We start from the raw sequence: 16,412 nt of genomic DNA, 5'->3' as shown, positions 1-16,412 counted from the left end.
CGCCGCGCCACGAATCTGGCTCCGGAGGTGAGGCAATGGCCTCTGTCTACCAATTAGCGCTGGGACCGGACTTCCGGCTGCTCCAGCCCGAGTTGCAGCAGTACTTCTCGCTGTCGCCCGCTATGGGGAACGACGGCGGTGCGACAGTCAGCGGCGTCGGTTCCGGAACGTTCGACGTGGCAGGCTGCCCGGTCCCGGTGCTGCGGCCATTCCTCGGCCTGGCCAGCAGCGACAACGCGTTGTTCCCCGAATACCAGCACCAGGTGCCCTTCACCATCGAGAATCGGGCCTCGCTGGCTCCGGGCGGCCAGCCGCAGCTCACCGCGGTCAGGACGCTTCACTTCGAAAACCGGACCCGGATCATGGAGGACCGGACGGGTTGGGACGATGTCCTGGGCACTGCGGTCGGTGCGCTGGGGCGGAGCGGCCGTTTGCTGACGGACGTGACGTGCTCGGTCGGTAGCGGGGGCAGAATGCGGATCGTCTCGCGCCGCAGCCGCCTGGCCGCCGGCCGCCGCTCGGTCCGGCTGCCGCTCTTGTTCGACGCGGCGGCCTTCACCGAACAATGGTGGGACGAATTTGACCAGCGCTTCCGAATCCGCACGAAGGTCATTCAACGGCAATTCGGGACCGTGCTCGAATACGACGGGGCCTTCACCTATTCGGCACCGGTGTAGTCCAAGTCTGCGGCCCCGCGGAACACGCCGGACACTGTCCACGCCTGCGCCCCCGAACACAGCCGAGGGCCGGGCGACACGCCGGACACGGTCCCGGCCGGCATGCTCACGCTTCCGCGACAACCTGGTTCAGTGCATCGGCCGTCTGCGTCAACCGCTTCACCACCGAGCGTGCTGTCTCAGGGGCGGTCCCTGCCAGTCCGTCGGACGGCGTGATCCTCAGCTGGGGCAGGCGTTTCAAGGGCAAACCCAGCTGCCGCCAGGGCCGCACTACTGAATCAACCAGGGCCGTCACCTGCGGGATGCTTTCGGCCGCAGGGTCGATCAGGCCCGTCCAGATGCGCCGGTCGGCTTCCACCGCCGCGGCAATGGCTTCCCATTGCCGGGCATTCAGCCCGCCCGCCGGGATCGCAAAGCCGTCCAGGCTGCTGCTTGCCACCGCGTCCAGTGCGGAATCGGCGGCCGGTATCTGTGCCACCACTTCCATGGCACCGGCGTCGCGCAGGGCGGACGCCAGCAAGTCCCATGCGGAAAATACTTCCGACGCTGCTACCGAACGCAGGGTCCGGTAGCCGCTGGCGGTGGGAATGCTGCCGGCCAGGACGGCGTCGACGTCCGGCTCGTCCAGCTGGACCACCAGCTCCGTGCCGGCCGGCAGCGAGGCCTTGACCTGGGCAAGGTGCCCCGCCGCGCCGGCCGCCAGCGATTGGGCAAGGTCGCGCCGCGCGCCGGCGTCGATCAGGGCACGTTCGCCGTTGTGAAGGTAGAGGTTGGCGGCCAGCGACATCGGACCGCGCAACTGGACTTTGAAGTGGTTGCCCGGCCTGTCCTCGGCGCCAACCACATCGGCCAGCACGTTCAGGTCGGTGCGTAACGCGGAAACAGCCCGGCGGTGGTCCTGGCCCGGGCGGTTTACCAGGCGCCAGCCGTGCGGCTGCAGGTCAATGAAGAGTTCCGCCAGGAATCCGGCGGTCCGCGCGACCGGATCGGCCCCGGCACCGCGGTCCGGCAACTCCACCAGATGCGGCAGGTTCGGCTCGCCCAGTTCACCGCGGATAATCCGGGCCGCCTCCGCCGGATCCGTTCCGGGCCAGCTGCCCAGTCCGGTGGCGCTTACCTGGCCGGGCCGCGCCTCGGCGGCGGCCGCATCGGAGCCGGCTGTCACGTCAGTTGCCGCCGTTGTGCTCATCGGAGATCGCCTGGTGGTGCCTGATGACCTCGGAGATGATGAAGTTCAGGAATTTCTCGGCGAAGGCAGGGTCCAGGTGCGCTTCCTCGGCGAGCCGCCGCAAGCGGGCGATCTGGGCGGTTTCGCGGTCGGGATCGGCCGGCGGCAGCTTGTGCCTGGCCTTGAGGTAGCCCACCCGCTGCGTCGCCTTGAACCGCTCGGCCAACAGATACACCAAGGTTGCGTCGATGTTGTCGATGCTGCCGCGCACCGCCAGCAGCTCCGCCATCACCTCGGGGGCCACCTGGTCGGAGAGTGAGCTGGCGGTCGGGTCAAAGTCATCGGCAAGGTGGGGCTCGGTCATGGTCCCAGTTTATGGTTCGGCCCGCACCGGCCTTGCACCGGTTACTCCTGTGTGAAGCCCGGGGCAGCGAGTGTCAGGAAACCTTGGCCGGGTCCCAGCTCAGCGAACGCGCCGAATCAATCGTGGCCTGGCCCAGCACCCGGGTCCCCTGGTAGAGGACCATGGTCTGGCCGGGAGCCACACCGCGCATCGGTTCGATCAGCGTGACCACCAGCTGCTGCCGGCCGTCGTCGTCGAGCTCCGACTGGGCCCGCGCGGCCACCGGGTCGCCGTGGGCCCGGACCTGCACCATGCAGTCGAAAGCTGTCTGCGCTTCCACCTCGGGCAGCGGCAGGCCGGCCCAGGACACCTTGATGCCGCGCATCTGGTCCACGGCCAGCAAGGCCTCCGGCCCCACCACCACCTTGTTCTCCTTGGGCCGGATCTCCAGCACGAACCGCGGCTTGCCGTCCGGCGCCGGCCGGCCCAGTTTCAGTCCCCGGCGCTGGCCGACGGTGAAGGCGTTCGCCCCCTCGTGTTCGCCGACGACCTGGCCGTCCTGGTCGACGATGGATCCGGACTCCATCTCGATCTTCTCGGCCAGCCAGCCCCGGGTGTCGCCGTCGGAAATGAAGCAAATGTCGTGGCTGTCCGGCTTGTTCGCCACGGAGAGCCCGCGCCGCGCAGCTTCGGCACGCACTTCGGCCTTGGACGGCGTTTCAGCCAGCGGGAACATCGAATGCTTGAGCTGCTCGTGGGTCAGCACGCCCAGCACGTAGGACTGGTCCTTGGCCCAGTCGGCGGCGCGGTGCAGTTCGCGGTTGCCGTGCTCATCCTCGATGACCTTGGCGTAGTGGCCGGTGCACACGGCGTCGAAGCCCAGCGCCAGCGCCTTCTCCAGCAGGGCGGCGAACTTGATCCGCTCGTTGCAGCGCATGCAGGGGTTCGGCGTCCGGCCGGCAGCGTATTCGGCGATGAAATCATCCACCACGTCTTCCTTGAACCGTTCGGAGAAGTCCCAGACGTAGTACGGGATGCCGAGGATGTCGCAGGCGCGCCAGGCGTCCCGCGAATCCTCGATGGTGCAGCAGCCGCGGCTGCCGGTGCGGAGCGTGCCGGGCATCCGGCTCAGGGCCAGATGCACGCCCACCACGTCGTGGCCGGCCTCCACCGCCCGTGCCGCTGCCACGGCGGAGTCCACGCCGCCGCTCATCGCTGCCAGTACCTTCATGAATTCGTTTCCCTACTGATGTGTTGTCTGTGTCAGCCGCGGCACGCCGTTTGCGCCGTCGGCCCGCGCCGCAGCGCCGGGTCAGCCCGCCTGCGTACCGGCGGTCTGGATGCTGGAGACGTGCCCGGCCATGCCGGCCTTTTTGGCACGCGCGTACGCCTCCGGCAGCGCAGCCACCAAAGCGTCAACGTCGGAGTCGGTGGTTGTATGCCCGAGCGTGAAGCGTTGTGCGCCACGGGCCTCGTCTTCGCTCAGCCCCATGGCCAGCAGCACATGCGAGGGCCGCGGCACTCCAGCGGTGCACGCCGAGCCGGTGGAGGACTCGACGCCGGCCAGGTCCAGCAGGAACAGCAGCGAATCCCCCTCGCAGCCCGGAAACGTGAAGTGCGCGTTGCCCGGCAGCCGGCGGCCTTGCTGTTCCGGGTCCGGAGTCCCTCGCAGGACCGCCTCCGGCACGGATTGTACGACGCCGGCAATGAGTTTTTCGCGCAGCCCCGCCAACCGCCGGGCTTCTTCCGGCAAGTGTCCGACGACGGTCTCCGCCGCGGCGGCGAAGGCGGCGATCGCCGGGGTGTCCAGGGTGCCGGACCTGATGTCGCGTTCCTGTCCGCCGCCGTGCTGCACCGGGGTCAGCTTCACGTCCCGGCGGACCAGCAGCGCGCCCACGCCCACCGGGCCGCCGATCTTGTGCCCGGTGATCGCCATCGTGTCCAGTCCTGATGCCTTGAAGTCCACCGGCAGGTGCCCGAAGGCCTGGACGGCGTCGGAGTGGACCGGGATCCCCTGTGTCTGGGCGGCAGCAACGATCTCCGCCACCGGCTGGACGCTGCCGACCTCGTTGTTGGCCCACATAACGGTAATCAAGGCCACCGCTGCGGGGTCCGCTTCGATCTCCCGCTGCACGGCCTCCACCGGGACCACGCCGTTGGAATCGACCGGCAGCCAGACCGCCTCGGCCCCCTCGTGCTTCTCCAGCCATTCCACCGTGTCCAGCACTGCATGGTGCTCCACCGGCGAACACAGAATCCGCCGGCGCCGGGGATCGGCGTCGTGCCGCGCCCAGTAGAGCCCCTTGACGGCCAGATTGTCGGCCTCGGTACCGCCGGAGGTGAAAATCACTTCGGACGGATGGGCTCCGGTGGCGGCGGCGATGGTCTCGCGGGCGTCCTCGACCACCCTGCGGGCGCGGCGGCCGGAGCCGTGCAGCGATGAGGGGTTGCCGCTGCGGCTGAGTTCATGGGTGAGTGCGGCCAGGGCCTGCGCCAGAATGGGCGTGGTCGCCGCGTGGTCAAGGTACACGGGCACGCCAACATTTTACATGCCCGGCCTGTCCCCGGTGCTGGCCCGGGCGTCAAGCAGGCCGGTGGCGGTTGATTCTGGCGCAGCAGAACGGCCCGTCCGGATCTGCGGCGACGCTGTGGTCCCGGTCGGCGCAGCCGTCCAGCATCCCTTCCAGCAGGGCCAGGTTCAGCCCGCACACGGTCTGGGTATGGCTCCGGGCCAGCAAGTGGAACGGGCAGTTTCCCAACGCAAAGCCGGCCGCATCGGGCAACGGCCGGTAGCCCGCCGATGCCAGCGCGGCTTCCAGGCCGGCCGCCCCGGCCCCGAGCTCCTGGCCTTTGGCCCGGGCCGCCTCGGCCACCAGCTCATGCGCCGGCCGAGCCGTTTTGGCCGATTCCTCCACCGCTGTGGCCAACAGGTCACCGGCCAGGTCGTAGGAGCGTTCCGGCACCGAGGCGGAGACTTCCGGCACCGCGGCCGTGTAGACCTTGGACGGCCGGCCGGAGCCCGGCCCGGATTTGCCGCTGAGTTTGCGGAACTCGACGTTCAGCAACCCGTGCCCGGCCAAGGCGTCCAATTGGAGGGACACGGTGCTGCGCGGCAGATCCAAGGCGGCGGCGGCCTGGTCCCGCGTCACCGGTTCGGCGCTGTGCCGGACAAACTCGAACAGCCGGCGGCGGACGTCGTCGCCCAGAGCGGTGACGGCCGAAAGTCCGGGTGACGGCTGGTGGGTCATGACAATCTTTCCGGTGGCGGGTGCATTGACTTATGCGGTGCGGATTTCTAAAGTCGAACATACCTATTTTAGAACATCTGGCCCTGCCCCAACAGGCAGCTGCCGGTGCTTCCATCAGATCGGCAGCCGCCGGGGTTCGGCCCGCAAAGTGCCTGCCGGCATTGTGAAGGAGCGCTGCCATGGCAGAGAACCCGATCGTCATTGCCGGAGCCGGACTCACCGGCGCCACCGCAGCCGAGGCGCTGCGCGCTGGCGGCTACAGCGGTGAACTGGTGCTTGCCGGCACCGAGGACCAGCACCCTTATATCCGGCCGCCGCTGTCCAAGGATTTCCTGGCCGGGCGCGAGGACGCGCAGGCGGCGCTGGTGCAGCCGCCCGGCTGGTATGCCGAGCACGGCGTCCGGCTGCTGCGCGGTACCACGGTGGAGTCCTTCGATCCCGCCGCCCGCACCGTGACGTTCTCCGACGCCATCACCCTTCGGTATTCGGAACTGCTGTTGGCCACCGGGGCGTCGCCGCGGCGGCTGCAGCTTCCCGGCGCCGAGCTGGAAGGCGTGCACTACTTGCGGACGCTGGGTGAGAGCGAATCGCTGCACACCGTGCTGGCCACCGGGGCCCAGCGGCTGGTGGTGCTCGGCATGGGCTGGATTGGCCTGGAGGTGGCCGCCACCGCACGCCAGCTGGGCAACGAGGTGACCCTCGTGGGCCGCGGCAAGATCCCGCTGGCCTCGGCACTGGGCGGAACCATAGGCAGCATTTTCGCGGAAACGCACCGCCGCGAGGGCGTGCTGCTGCGCACCGGGCGCAGGCCAGTGGAAATCCTCGACGAGGCCGGCAAAGTCAGCGGCGTTCTGCTGGACGACGGCGAGCGCCTCCCCGCGGATCTGGTGCTGGCAGCCATCGGCGCCGTCCCGAACACGGCAGTGGCCGAAGCCGCCGGCCTGGCGGTCTCCGACGGCATCACCACCGACCAGCAGCTGCGCACTTCAGCCGAACACGTCTTTGCCGCCGGCGACGTGGCCCGCGCCTTCCATCCGGTCTATGGTGCGCCGCTGCGCAGCGAGCACTGGGCGAATGCCATTGCGCAGGGCAAGACTGCCGCTGCCGCCATGCTGGGCCGGGATGCGTCCAACGACGACATCCCGTACTTCTACACCGACCAGTTTGGCATCGGGATGGAATACTCCGGTTATTTCCCGTGGGCGGCAGAAACCGAACCGGTATTCCGTGGCAGCTACCAGGACCCGGACAAGCTGGAATTCATTGCGTTTTGGCTGCGCAATGGCAAGGTAGTGGCTGGTATGAATGTAAACATCTGGGACGTCCAGGAACCCATCCAGGACCTGATCCGGTCCGGCCGCACCGTGGCGGCCGCGGACCTGTCCAACCCTGACAAGGAGCTGACCAGCCTGTGAGCCAACCTGCGACGGACCAGACGCCGTCCGGCGCCTTCCTGCCCGAATTGCACCACCCGGTGCACGAATTCGGCGCCCGCCGGATCGATTTCCGCTCGCAGGTGGCGCTGATGGCCATCGTCAACCGGACGCCGGATTCGTTCTACGACGGCGGCCGGACGTTCGCGCTGGAAGCCGCCATCGATGCCTCGCTGCAGGCGGTGGCGGCGGGGGCGGACTGGGTGGACATTGGCGGTGTGCCCTTCGCGCCGGGACCGGCCCTGTCCGCGCGCGAAGAAGCGGAACGGATTGTCCCGGTAATCGAGGCCGTGCGGGCAGCGTCGGACGTAGTGATCTCCGCCGATACCTTCCTGCCGGAAGTGGCCGCGGCGAGCCTCCGGGCCGGAGCCAACGTCATCAACGACACCACCGGACTGCACGATCCGGACATGGCGGCGGTCGTGGCGGAAGGCGGAGCCCATCTGGTCATCACCCACTCGCTGGCCGCTCCCCGCACGGTGTATCCGCGGCCCCGCTACGGCGACGTGGTCGAGGACGTTGTCGGCTTCCTCCGCCGCAAGGTGGACCTGGCCATGGACCTGGGCATCCCCGCGGAGAAAATCATCATCGACCCCGGCCACGACCTGAACAAGAACACGCTGCACTCACTGGAAATCACCCGCCGTTTCGGCGAAATCGCCGCGCTCGGCTATCCGGCGTTGGCGGCGGTGTCCAACAAGGACTTCATCGGCGAAACGCTGGATCAGCCCAAACAGGAACGGCTGTCCGGATCGCTGGCGGCCGCCGTCATCTGCGTCATGAACGGCGCGCGGATTCTGCGCATGCACAACGTACCCGAAGCCAGTGCCGCCATCCGGATGGCCGAGGCCGTGCTGGGCTGGCGCGAACCGTCCTATCTCAAGCACAACATGGGCGAAGCCAACGAACCGGCGGCGCCGTGACGCGGCCAATCCGGCGCATCCTGCCGCCGGGACCGGAGCAGGCCAGCGACCAGGACCTGCTGGACTGGTACGGCGAACTCCCCCGGACCGGGCCATGGGTCCGGTTCAACTTCGTTTCCAGCCTGGACGGCGCGGCCACCTACCAGGGCCGCTCCGGAACGCTGGGCGACGAGGTGGACCAGCGGGTGTTCCTGCTGCTGCGGCGGCTGGCCGACGTCCTGGTGGTCGGGGCTGGAACCATTCGGGCAGAAGGGTATGGCGGCGAGCTGCTCTCAGCCGAGTCGCAGGCCTGGCGCACCGCCCGGGGCATGAGCCCGCATCCCCCGGTGGCGGTGGTCTCCGCCTCGCTGGATCTCGATCCGGACAGCGAGTTCTTCACGGCGGCGCCGGTGCGGCCGATCGTGTTGACCAGCGCGGCCTCCCCCGCAACGCGGCGCCGCGCACTGGAGCCGGTGGCGGACGTGGTCGACGCCGGCACCAGCCGGGTGGAACCGGCGTTGATCGTGAAGGCACTGGCGGACCGCGGATACAAGCAGCTGCACAGCGAGGGCGGGCCCACCCTCTTCGGCAGCTTCCAGGCCGCAGGACTGGTCGACGAGCTGTGCCTGACCATCAGCCCGCTGCTGGCCGGTGGCACCGCCAAGCGGATCGTGGACCATGTGCCGGGCCAGTCGCTGCAGCGGCTGGAATTGCGCCAGGTGCTGGAGTCAGGATCCATGCTGCTGTTGCGCTACACCGCGGCCCGCAACGCCCCGGGCACCACGTCGACCGACAGCGGCAGCCTGCCGACCGGCTCGCCGTCGGCATAAGCGGTGACACCGGTGGCCTCCAACTGGACCGTCCGCACCCGCTCGATGTGGACCGCGGGATGGCTGGTGTGCCGGCCCGCGTAGACGCGCGGAAAGATGCCCAAAAAGGCGGGACGGGACAGCGGCGAGACGATGAACAGGTCCAGCGCGCCGTCGTCGTACGCGGCCTGCGGAACAATGCGCATCCCGCCGCCAATCGACCGGCCGTTGGCAATGGCAACCAGCATCGCGTCGGTCTGCCGCGGCACCCCGTCCACCACCAGGCTGTAGCTCAGCGGGCGGAAGGAGGCCAGTTCGCGCAGCATCGCCAGCGGGTAGCGCAGGCGGCCGCGCGGAAAGCGCCAGCGGTTGGCCCGGTCGTTGACCGCGGCGTCGAAGCCGGCGGAGAGGACCCCGGCGAACCAGCACGTGGTTCCGTCCTCACGGGTCACCCGGCCCAGGTCCACCCTTTGCGGCTGCTCCAGTGACTGCAGGAAGTGCCCGACGGCGGTGCGCGGCTCTGCGGGCAGGTTGAACAACCGGGCAAAATCGTTTCCGGTCCCCGTGGGCACTATGCCCAGCGGAACCTGCGTGCCCGCCAGCGCGTTGACTGCTAAATGAACCATTCCGTCCCCGCCCACTACCAACAGGGCGGAGATCCCCCGGCGCAGCTCGCCGGCCACACGGTCCGCGAGCGCGGACCATGTCTCTGCCCGCAGCTCGACGGCATTCCGGCCGTACCGGGCCAACTCTGCCATCACCTCCGCACCGGCGCGGGCCGTGGCCCCGAACGCGGCATGGGGATTGATGGCGACGGCGATCGGGGCGGAGGACGGCAGCGAAGTCACAGCAGTTCATTCTGGCAGCACGGCCGGCTGCAGCCGCGGCACGACACAGTCGGCCGGTTCCCGCCCGTTCCGGCGGTTACACTGGGCTTCGCGCAGGACCCCCAGACCCTACAGAGAGGCGGCCGGTGACTCCCCCATCCCACTACGATGCCTTGGGGCTGCCGGTCAATGCCACCGCCCAGCAGATCAAGGCCGCGTACCGCAGGGCCGCACGTGCCACGCATCCCGACCACGGCGGGGACCCCGCCGAGTTCCGCCGCGTGAGCCTTGCCTATGAAGTGCTGAGCAACCCGCAGACCCGGTCCCGCTATGACCGGTCCTACGGCGCTGCAACGGCCCCGCCGGCACGGACGGACAGCGCCGAATCCTTTGCGGCGTCCGCCGCCCCAGCCGCGCCCCGGCGTGCGCCCGGACAGCGCGGGCCCTCGGCCGCGGACGCGCCCATCTACGTTCCTGCCTATGGCTCGGCCGAGGCTTCCACCGGGCTGGCCGAGAACATCGCCCGCCAGCAAATCCACGGTGTGCCGCGCAAACGCGGAATCTTCGGTGCCGGCGCCCGGCTGCGCCGCGAGGCGCTGAGCGTGCAACTGATCAGCCGGCAGATCCTGCCCGCCATTCCGTCGGCGCGCTTGGTCAACGGTCTGCACTCGCCGGCCGACAACGGCTTCATCGACCATGCGCTGCTGGCCGGCTACCGGCTGGCTCTGATCGATTCGATGCTGCTGCCGCGCGGGAACTTCCGCTGGGACGGGCGGACCTTGCACAAGGACGGCCGCGTGGTGGAACCGCCGCTGCTGGCACCGGCGGTCCGGCGGATGCAGGAGCTGTTCCCGGAGCTCAATGTCACCGGTTGGATCGTGCTCCACTCGGCGGACGGAAATCTGCACGAACCGGTGATCGACTACACGCGCGGCTACGACCCGGACGGAATCGCCCCGGTGCACGTGGTCAACGCCGCCCGGCTGGTGCGCGAAGTCAAGCAGTTCCTGTCCTCCGGACCGGCACCGAACACCGTGCACGTCCCCTCGCTGGCGCGGCTGCTGGCAGGCATGCACAGCTAACCGGCGTCAGTGCCCGGGCCGGTCCGCACGGCCGGTGCTTCGAGGCGGGTCGGTGCCGGCCGGTGCTTCACCGCTGCTTCGGCGCGCTTAGGATGGAATCCGTGTTCCGCATCCTCTTCTACACTCCCGAGATCCCCGGCAATACCGGCAACGCCATCCGCCTTGCCGCGGTCACCGGGGCCGAACTGCACCTGGTTGAACCGCTGGGCTTCACCTTCGAAGACTCCAAACTCCGCCGCGCCGGTCTGGACTACCACGATCTGGCCGTGGTCCACGTCCACGCCAATCTGGAGGCGGCCTGGCAAGCCCTGCAGCCGGAGCGGGTCTTCGCGTTTACCTCGGACGGTGAGACCTCCTACACCGACGTCGCCTACCTTCCCGGCGACGTCCTGATGTTTGGCCCAGAGTCCGTTGGGCTGCCGGATGCGGTCAAGCAGGATGCCCACGTGACCGCACGCCTGCGCCTGCCCATGCTGCCGTCGCTGCGGTCGCTGAACCTGGCCAACTCGGCCTCGATCGCTATCTACGAAGCCTGGCGGCAGCACGGCTTCGCCGGCGCAAAGCTGTAGAGGCCGCCTGAATAAGCAGCGTGTCGTCGGCGAAGGAGCCGCCGCGCTTGGGGACCGATAGACTGGAACCCTATGGATACGCCACAGCCATCTGATCGCCTGGCCAGCCCCGCAGACTCCGAGGGGAACGACTACGCAGCAGCGGATGAGGACCATTCCGTACTGCACGCCGACCAGTTGACCGGCGGACCGGAAGAGAACGGGCGGCGGCAAATGCCCGCGGTGACCAAGTGGCTGTTGTTGGCCCTGGCCGCCATTGTGGTGATCATCGGCGCCATCGCCGTGGCGGGTGCCCTCGGCGGAACCTCCGACCAGGACGTCGCCGACGCTCCCGACGTCGTCACCAGCCAGCAGGACGTCGAAGGCGGCGGCACCGTCGACGCCTCAATCTCGCTGGGCAAGAATGCCGCTGTCCTGACGTTCAATGATGTTGCGGCGTCCGAGGGACGCACCTACCAGGTGTGGCGGGTTCCGCTGGACGGCTCCGCGCCGGTATCAGCCGGAACGATTGATGCCGCCGACATCTCTGCCGGCAATCCCGTGGTGATTGACGGCATCTCCACGACCCGCGAACTGGCTATCTCGGTCGAGGCACCCGGCGGGGCGGAGTCCCCCAGCCTGCCGTTCGCCGTCATCATTCCCACCCCGGCGGGCTAACCCGCCGGCCGGACCGCAGCGTCGGGCCGCCGCAACCGCTGGCCAGCCCGCGCCAAGCGGCGCAGTCCGCGGCTTTTGGTATCCCTCAGCAGTGCCCGGCCCGCTGCGGTACCGGGGCACTGCCGCCGAATCGGGATACGCCCGGCGTCAGAAGCCGGCGATCGTCTCCGGAGTGTTGATTCCGACCACGTGGAAAGCCTCCGAGCTGCGGCCCGCGGGAAGGCCGCCGCGTGCGGCGTTCTCGGTCAGGTTCTGTCGCACCCGGGCGTCCATCGCGGCCAGGTCCGGGTGCTGGCTTGCATGGATCCGGATGGCTGCCAGCTTGGTGTCAACCCAGTCGGTGATGTCCACGTGGTGGTTCTCCCGTTCCCGGGGGCCACCGTAGAACCACAGATAGGGCACCTTGTAGGCTGCCAGGCCTTCCTCGAGCAGTTCCGGATAGGCGTAGGGGTTCTCCACTGCCGGGTAAATAGCACGGGTCACGATTTCGCCGCAGGCCAAGTGGTCCGGGTGGCTCTTTTGGATCCGGTCCCAGGCCCGCTCCGGGTGCATGGACAGCACGATGTCGGGACGGATCCGCCGCATCAACGCCACCGTCTGCCGGATGACTTCATGGGTGGGCTCCAGGTAGCCGTCGGGCTGGTGCAGGAAATGCAGGTCCGTCACGCCGGCCAATGCGGCTGCCTTCGCCTGCTCGGCCGCCCGCAGCTCCACGATGCCGGCGCGCTGCGCATCGTCGAAGCCTCCGGCGTCGCCGTCGGTCATGATGCAGTAACTCACCTGCACGCCCGCGGCCGTCCAGCGGGCGATGGTGCCCGCCGCGCCGAAATCCAGATCGTCCGGGTGGGCGGCAAACACCAGGACCCGCGCCGGATTGAACTCAGCAGCCGTCACCGCGGCTAGCCCTTCCGCCGGCGGATCTCGGCGGCGGCCTGGGGCAGCACCTCAGCCAGGTCGCCGATGATGCCGAAGTCGGCAATCTCGAAGACCGGCGAGTCGGCGTCGTTGTTGACCGCCACGATCACCTTGGCCGTCTGCATGCCGGCCTTCTGCTGGATGGCGCCGGAGATGCCGGCGGAGACGTAGAGCTGCGGCGAGACGGTCTGGCCGGTCTGGCCCACCTGTGCCGAGTGCTCGATCCAACCCGCATCGGTGGCGGCCCGGGATGCGCCCACGGCCCCGCCCAGCGCATCGGCCAGGTCCTCGATCGGAGAGAAGTCTCCGCCGGTGCCGCGGCCGCCGGCAACCACCACGCGGGCCTCGGTCAGCGCCGGCCGCCCGCTGGCTGCCTTCTCCGCGCGGTGCGTGATGCGCGCCGCGGGGCCGAAGTCCCCGACGTCGACCGTCGTCACTTCCGGCACCGCCGCGGCGTCCGCGGGAGCCTCGGTGACGGCGTTGGCCTTCACCGTGATAATCGGCGTACCCCGGCCGACCTGTGCCTGCACCGTGTAGGAACCGGCGAGCACGCTTTTGGTCACGGTCAAGTCGGCGGAGACCCCGATCGCATCGGTGATCACGCCGGAGTCCAGCTTGATCCCGGTGCGGGCGGCAATCTCCTTGCCTTCGAACGTGTTGGGCAGCAGCACCGCGGCCGGGTTGGCTGCACGGGCGGCGGCGGCAACGAACGCGGCCTTCGGAGCCACCAGCGCAGCGTCCAGGTCCGCAGACGGCCGGTAGATGGTGCCGACGCCGTAGTCCCCCAGCATGGTCCGGACGGCGTCGGTGAGATCTCCGTTGAATGCTGCCACCGGCTCGCCAATGGTGCGCGCCAGCGTGAGCAGTTCCAACTGGCCCTTGTGCAGGGCTTGGCCGGGGTGGTCGATAAAGACAAGAACTGTAGGCATGGTGCCGGTATCCTTCGCGGTTTCCGTGGCGGACTAGAGCAGGTTTTGGGCGGCCAGGAAGTCCACCAGGCGGATGCCGGCGTCGCCCTCATCGTTGATGATGGTCCCCTGCGATCTCGGCGGGCGTGCTTCGGCCGTCCGGACAGCGGTCCAGGCGCCGGCGGTGCCGACCTCTGTTGACTGGATGCCCAGATCCGCCAGTGTCACTGTGGCAACCGTCTTTTTCTTGGCCGCGATGATGCCCTTGAAGTTCGGATAGCGGGGTTCGTTGATCTGGTCCGTGACGGATACCAGCGCCGGAAGTTCGGCTTCGAGCGTGTCGGCATGAGTGTCGCCGTCGCGGCGGGCACGCACCGTAGTCCCGTCCAGTTCGAGGCTGGCGACGAAGGTCAGCTGCGGCAGGCCCAGCCGCTCGGCCAGCTGGGCCGGAACCAGCGAGGTTTCACCGTCGGTGGATGCCATGCCGGTGAGGACCAGGTCCACGTCGCCGAGGCTGCGGATGGCCGCGGCCAGGACCAGCGACGTTCCGGTGGCGTCGGAGCCGGCCAGCGCGTCGTCGTTCACATGCAGGCCCTCGGTGGCGCCGATCTGCAGGGCTTTCTTCACTGCAGTGGCGGCCGCTGCCGGCCCCATGGTCAGCGCAATGACCCGGTTGCCAGCCTTCGGACCGCCGCGCTCCTCCGCCAACTGGAGGGCGGATTCAATGGCATATTCGTCCAGTTCGGACAGGATGCTCTCGGACCGGTCCACCGTTGCCGGATCGCCGGTCAGATGGCGGTCGAACTGTGCATCCGGTACATATTTGACCAGCACCACGATGTTCAAGGCTGTGCCTGCTGCTTTTTGCATCCTCGCTGAACTTCCTTCCGCCGTCCACGGCCCGCGCGGGTGTTGCGGGTCGCTGCAAACACCCTAACCTTACCGGGAACGCAGGCCCGGTAAACACTTGCGGCCCCGCCGTGGGAGGCAGGGCCGCAGGAGCGTCGCAGGAAGGTGGAGGTCAGGCCTGGCCTTCGCTCAGGGTCACCTCGGCGGTGTGGGTTTCGCCGCCACGCAGGTACGTCACCTTAACCGTGCTGCCGGCCGCATGTTCACGAATGGCGGCGGTCAGTGACTGGCTGTCCTCGATGGCCCGGTTTTCCACGCCGGTGATCACATCGCCCTTCTGCAGTCCGGCCTTCGCCGCCGGTGAATCCTTCACTACCTCGACGACGTCCGCGCCGACCGAGAATTGCGTGTTGCCGGAGGAATTGCCGGACGCCTTGGCGGTGACCGAGACCCCGAGCATGCCGTGGCTTGCCGACCCGTCCTTGATCAGTTCCTGGGCGACTCGCTGTGCGTAGTTGCTGGGGACGGCGAAGCCGACGCCGATGCTGCCGCTGTCTTCGCTGGAGGACGCGATGGCCACGTTGACGCCGATCACCTCGCCCTTGGTGTTCACCAGCGCGCCGCCGGAGTTGCCGTGGTTGATGGCCGCGTCGGTCTGGATCACGTTCAGGAAGATGCTGCCCTGGTTGGCGGACTGCTTCTCGCCGGGGAACTGGAAGTTGAACTGGTCGTTGGGACTGGGCTGGGCGTTGTCGCCGGAATTTTCCGGAACCGCCGAGGACGAGACGCTGATGGTCCGGCTCAGCGTGGACACGATTCCGTCGGTGACGGTCCCCGCCAGGCCGAGCGGCGCGCCGATCGCGATCGTGGTGTCGCCGACATTGAGCTTCCCGGAGTCGCCAAACGCCGCGGGGGTGAGGCCGTCGGCGTCGATCTTAATCACGGCCAGATCCGACAGCGGGTCGGTGCCCACCACCGTGGCCTTGTGCACCTTGCCGTCGCTGGTGCGGACTTCGACGTCCGGGTTGGACGTTTGGCCGCCGAGCGTCACCACGTGCGTGTTGGTGAGGATGTGGCCCTCGGTGTCCAGGATGATGCCGGAGCCGGAACCGCCGGTGTTGCCGCTGGCCACCGAAATCGTCACCACGCTCGGAGAAGCTTTGGCCGCGGCCGCGGTGATTTCGTTGACCGAATCGGTGTTGTTCACGATCAACTGCTTGGGTGCGTCGCCGGTAATCGACGTGCCCGCTGTTCCATCGGCCAGAGCCTGCGACCCCACGGCCACGCCGCCGCCGGCCAGACCCGCCAGCAGCATGCCGGCAATCAGCGTCCCGGTGCCGAAACGCTTCTTGGCGCTGACCGCGCTCTGCTGCCCGCCGCCGTAGCCGGACGTTGTCCCGTATCCGTGGCTGCCGTAGCCACCATGGCCGGATGACGAGTCCTGGCCGTAGGGCGGCGCGGCATGCTGGCCAAAGCTGCCCGGAGCGTACTGGCCGTACTGCAGCGTCGGGGAGGTCAGGGGCTGCGTCTGTTCCTGTCCGGGAACCTGCCGGGCCGCATCTGGGGCCGGGGAACTGAACTGCTCGGTGTCGTTGGCAGCGGACCGCTGCTCTCCGGCCCCGTAGGCCGGCGGGTTCTGCGGCTGGGGCGGTACTGCCCGCGCGGGCCGCTGCTGCGGGTCCTGATTGTTCTCGGTCATGGCAGGTCCTTTCTGGTCTGCAGTCCACTATGCACGGCGTCGCTGGGATAACGTCGCACGTTTCCTGAAAGGTTTCTGGGAAGCAGCCGGATGCGCACGACGGCGGCGCGTAGCGCGGTATCGCGGCTCCGCAAGGCTCCAGAGCGGCGCAGGGAACGGATCCGCCCGGGGCGCGGTGCCGCCTGCCGCGTTCGCCGCAGGCGGAGGGCATCGGTGGACTGCGTCAAATACAGGACCATAGAATCACAATGGCGGATCTGTCCCCGTTCGGGGCCGGAGCATGCTGACGAGCCGGGGCACCACGGCCCCAGTTTGCGTTTGCCGAA

The 16,412-nt window shown here is 68.7% G+C and carries 17 protein-coding genes; 7 read left to right on the top strand and 10 right to left on the bottom strand.

The window, feature by feature from the left end; genetic code table 11:
* The first annotated feature begins 35 nt into the window (after window positions 1-35).
* Window positions 36-677: a DUF4166 domain-containing protein gene (locus ACMX2H_RS00385; RefSeq protein ID WP_414958439.1), complete on the top strand. Its 642-nt coding sequence runs from the start codon at window positions 36-38 to the stop codon at window positions 675-677.
* Between the two features lie 106 nt (window positions 678-783).
* On the opposite strand, the gene ACMX2H_RS00380 is transcribed toward ACMX2H_RS00385, so the two are convergent.
* The 5 genes from ACMX2H_RS00380 to ACMX2H_RS00360 form a co-directional block, all read right to left on the bottom strand.
* Window positions 784-1,866, bottom strand: a complete 1,083-nt coding sequence (locus tag ACMX2H_RS00380) for a uroporphyrinogen decarboxylase/cobalamine-independent methonine synthase family protein (RefSeq protein ID WP_414958438.1) — start codon at window positions 1,864-1,866, stop codon at window positions 784-786.
* Window positions 1,844-2,209, bottom strand: coding sequence for a chorismate mutase (locus tag ACMX2H_RS00375; RefSeq protein WP_414958437.1), 366 nt, complete (start codon window positions 2,207-2,209; stop codon window positions 1,844-1,846). Before ACMX2H_RS00375 ends, ACMX2H_RS00380 begins: the two co-directional genes overlap by 23 nt.
* Before the next feature lie 73 nt (window positions 2,210-2,282).
* Entirely contained in the window at window positions 2,283-3,419 is a 1,137-nt protein-coding gene (gene mnmA, locus ACMX2H_RS00370) for a tRNA 2-thiouridine(34) synthase MnmA (RefSeq protein WP_136784669.1), read from the bottom strand.
* 81 nt (window positions 3,420-3,500) lie between these two features.
* Window positions 3,501-4,724 carry a cysteine desulfurase family protein gene (locus tag ACMX2H_RS00365; RefSeq protein ID WP_414958436.1) on the bottom strand — a complete coding sequence of 408 codons (1,224 nt, stop codon included), beginning with the start codon at window positions 4,722-4,724 and terminating at the stop codon, window positions 3,501-3,503.
* 46 nt (window positions 4,725-4,770) lie between these two features.
* A complete protein-coding gene (locus ACMX2H_RS00360; RefSeq protein ID WP_414958435.1) occupies window positions 4,771-5,436 on the bottom strand; it encodes a helix-turn-helix transcriptional regulator in 666 nt (221 codons plus the stop codon).
* A gap of 179 nt (window positions 5,437-5,615) precedes the next feature.
* Here ACMX2H_RS00360 and ACMX2H_RS00355 point away from each other — a divergent pair, with 179 nt between their 5' ends.
* From ACMX2H_RS00355 to ACMX2H_RS00345, 3 genes are read left to right on the top strand one after another with little or no spacing between them, the layout of a single operon-like run.
* Window positions 5,616-6,851, top strand: a complete 1,236-nt coding sequence (locus ACMX2H_RS00355) for an NAD(P)/FAD-dependent oxidoreductase (protein WP_414958434.1) — start codon at window positions 5,616-5,618, stop codon at window positions 6,849-6,851.
* Window positions 6,848-7,792, top strand: a complete 945-nt coding sequence (gene folP, locus ACMX2H_RS00350; protein ID WP_414958433.1) for a dihydropteroate synthase — start codon at window positions 6,848-6,850, stop codon at window positions 7,790-7,792. The genes ACMX2H_RS00355 and folP overlap by 4 nt, the downstream gene beginning before the upstream one ends.
* Window positions 7,789-8,601 (top strand): pyrimidine reductase family protein, encoded by an 813-nt coding sequence (locus tag ACMX2H_RS00345; RefSeq protein ID WP_414958432.1) that lies wholly within the window; start codon window positions 7,789-7,791, stop codon window positions 8,599-8,601. Before folP ends, ACMX2H_RS00345 begins: the two co-directional genes overlap by 4 nt.
* On the opposite strand, the gene ACMX2H_RS00340 is transcribed toward ACMX2H_RS00345, so the two are convergent.
* Window positions 8,523-9,428: a diacylglycerol/lipid kinase family protein gene (locus ACMX2H_RS00340; RefSeq protein ID WP_414958431.1), complete on the bottom strand. Its 906-nt coding sequence runs from the start codon at window positions 9,426-9,428 to the stop codon at window positions 8,523-8,525. The two genes, ACMX2H_RS00345 and ACMX2H_RS00340, sit on opposite strands and share 79 nt — an antisense overlap.
* A gap of 125 nt (window positions 9,429-9,553) precedes the next feature.
* On the opposite strand from ACMX2H_RS00340, the gene ACMX2H_RS00335 reads away from it, so the two are divergent.
* The 3 genes from ACMX2H_RS00335 (at window position 9,554) to ACMX2H_RS00325 (ending at window position 11,715) form a co-directional block, all read left to right on the top strand.
* Complete coding sequence (locus ACMX2H_RS00335) at window positions 9,554-10,489, top strand: J domain-containing protein (RefSeq protein WP_136784675.1); 936 nt, start codon at window positions 9,554-9,556, stop codon at window positions 10,487-10,489.
* A 101-nt stretch (window positions 10,490-10,590) separates the two neighbouring features.
* Window positions 10,591-11,058, top strand: a complete 468-nt coding sequence (locus ACMX2H_RS00330; RefSeq protein WP_414958430.1) for a tRNA (cytidine(34)-2'-O)-methyltransferase — start codon at window positions 10,591-10,593, stop codon at window positions 11,056-11,058.
* 72 nt (window positions 11,059-11,130) lie between these two features.
* A complete protein-coding gene (locus ACMX2H_RS00325) occupies window positions 11,131-11,715 on the top strand; it encodes an anti-sigma factor (RefSeq protein WP_414958429.1) in 585 nt (194 codons plus the stop codon).
* A 147-nt stretch (window positions 11,716-11,862) separates the two neighbouring features.
* Here the strand turns inward: ACMX2H_RS00325 and ACMX2H_RS00320 are convergent, their stop codons facing one another.
* The 4 genes from ACMX2H_RS00320 to ACMX2H_RS00305 all read right to left on the bottom strand — a co-directional run bounded on the left by ACMX2H_RS00320 (window position 11,863) and on the right by ACMX2H_RS00305 (window position 16,086).
* Complete coding sequence (locus tag ACMX2H_RS00320; protein WP_414958428.1) at window positions 11,863-12,609, bottom strand: PIG-L deacetylase family protein; 747 nt, start codon at window positions 12,607-12,609, stop codon at window positions 11,863-11,865.
* Between the two features lie 5 nt (window positions 12,610-12,614).
* Window positions 12,615-13,559, bottom strand: coding sequence for an electron transfer flavoprotein subunit alpha/FixB family protein (locus tag ACMX2H_RS00315; RefSeq protein ID WP_414958427.1), 945 nt, complete (start codon window positions 13,557-13,559; stop codon window positions 12,615-12,617).
* A 33-nt stretch (window positions 13,560-13,592) separates the two neighbouring features.
* Window positions 13,593-14,408 (bottom strand): electron transfer flavoprotein subunit beta/FixA family protein, encoded by an 816-nt coding sequence (locus tag ACMX2H_RS00310; RefSeq protein ID WP_414958426.1) that lies wholly within the window; start codon window positions 14,406-14,408, stop codon window positions 13,593-13,595.
* A 151-nt stretch (window positions 14,409-14,559) separates the two neighbouring features.
* Window positions 14,560-16,086, bottom strand: a complete 1,527-nt coding sequence (locus ACMX2H_RS00305) for a S1C family serine protease (RefSeq protein WP_414958425.1) — start codon at window positions 16,084-16,086, stop codon at window positions 14,560-14,562.
* Window positions 16,087-16,412: the final 326 nt, after the last annotated feature.

The organism is Arthrobacter sulfonylureivorans (assembly GCF_047607445.1).
In the GTDB taxonomy this organism is placed as follows: Bacteria; Actinomycetota; Actinomycetes; order Actinomycetales; family Micrococcaceae; genus Crystallibacter; species Crystallibacter sulfonylureivorans_A.
The sequence above is the reverse complement of the archived record's forward strand: the minus strand, read 5'-3'. Positions and strand labels throughout refer to the sequence as shown.

Bases quoted from the DNA above. Each gene is read 5' to 3' on its own strand.
- ACMX2H_RS00385 (WP_414958439.1), top strand. From the start codon at position 36: ATGGCCTCTGTCTACCAATTAGCGCTGGGACCGGACTTCCGGCTGCTC.
- ACMX2H_RS00380 (WP_414958438.1), bottom strand. From the start codon at position 1,866: ATGAGCACAACGGCGGCAACTGACGTGACAGCCGGCTCCGATGCGGCC.
- ACMX2H_RS00375 (WP_414958437.1), bottom strand. From the start codon at position 2,209: ATGACCGAGCCCCACCTTGCCGATGACTTTGACCCGACCGCCAGCTCA.
- mnmA (WP_136784669.1), bottom strand. From the start codon at position 3,419: ATGAAGGTACTGGCAGCGATGAGCGGCGGCGTGGACTCCGCCGTGGCA.
- ACMX2H_RS00360 (WP_414958435.1), bottom strand. From the start codon at position 5,436: ATGACCCACCAGCCGTCACCCGGACTTTCGGCCGTCACCGCTCTGGGC.
- ACMX2H_RS00355 (WP_414958434.1), top strand. From the start codon at position 5,616: ATGGCAGAGAACCCGATCGTCATTGCCGGAGCCGGACTCACCGGCGCC.
- ACMX2H_RS00325 (WP_414958429.1), top strand. From the start codon at position 11,131: ATGGATACGCCACAGCCATCTGATCGCCTGGCCAGCCCCGCAGACTCC.
- ACMX2H_RS00315 (WP_414958427.1), bottom strand. From the start codon at position 13,559: ATGCCTACAGTTCTTGTCTTTATCGACCACCCCGGCCAAGCCCTGCAC.
- ACMX2H_RS00310 (WP_414958426.1), bottom strand. From the start codon at position 14,408: ATGCAAAAAGCAGCAGGCACAGCCTTGAACATCGTGGTGCTGGTCAAA.
- ACMX2H_RS00305 (WP_414958425.1), bottom strand. From the start codon at position 16,086: ATGACCGAGAACAATCAGGACCCGCAGCAGCGGCCCGCGCGGGCAGTA.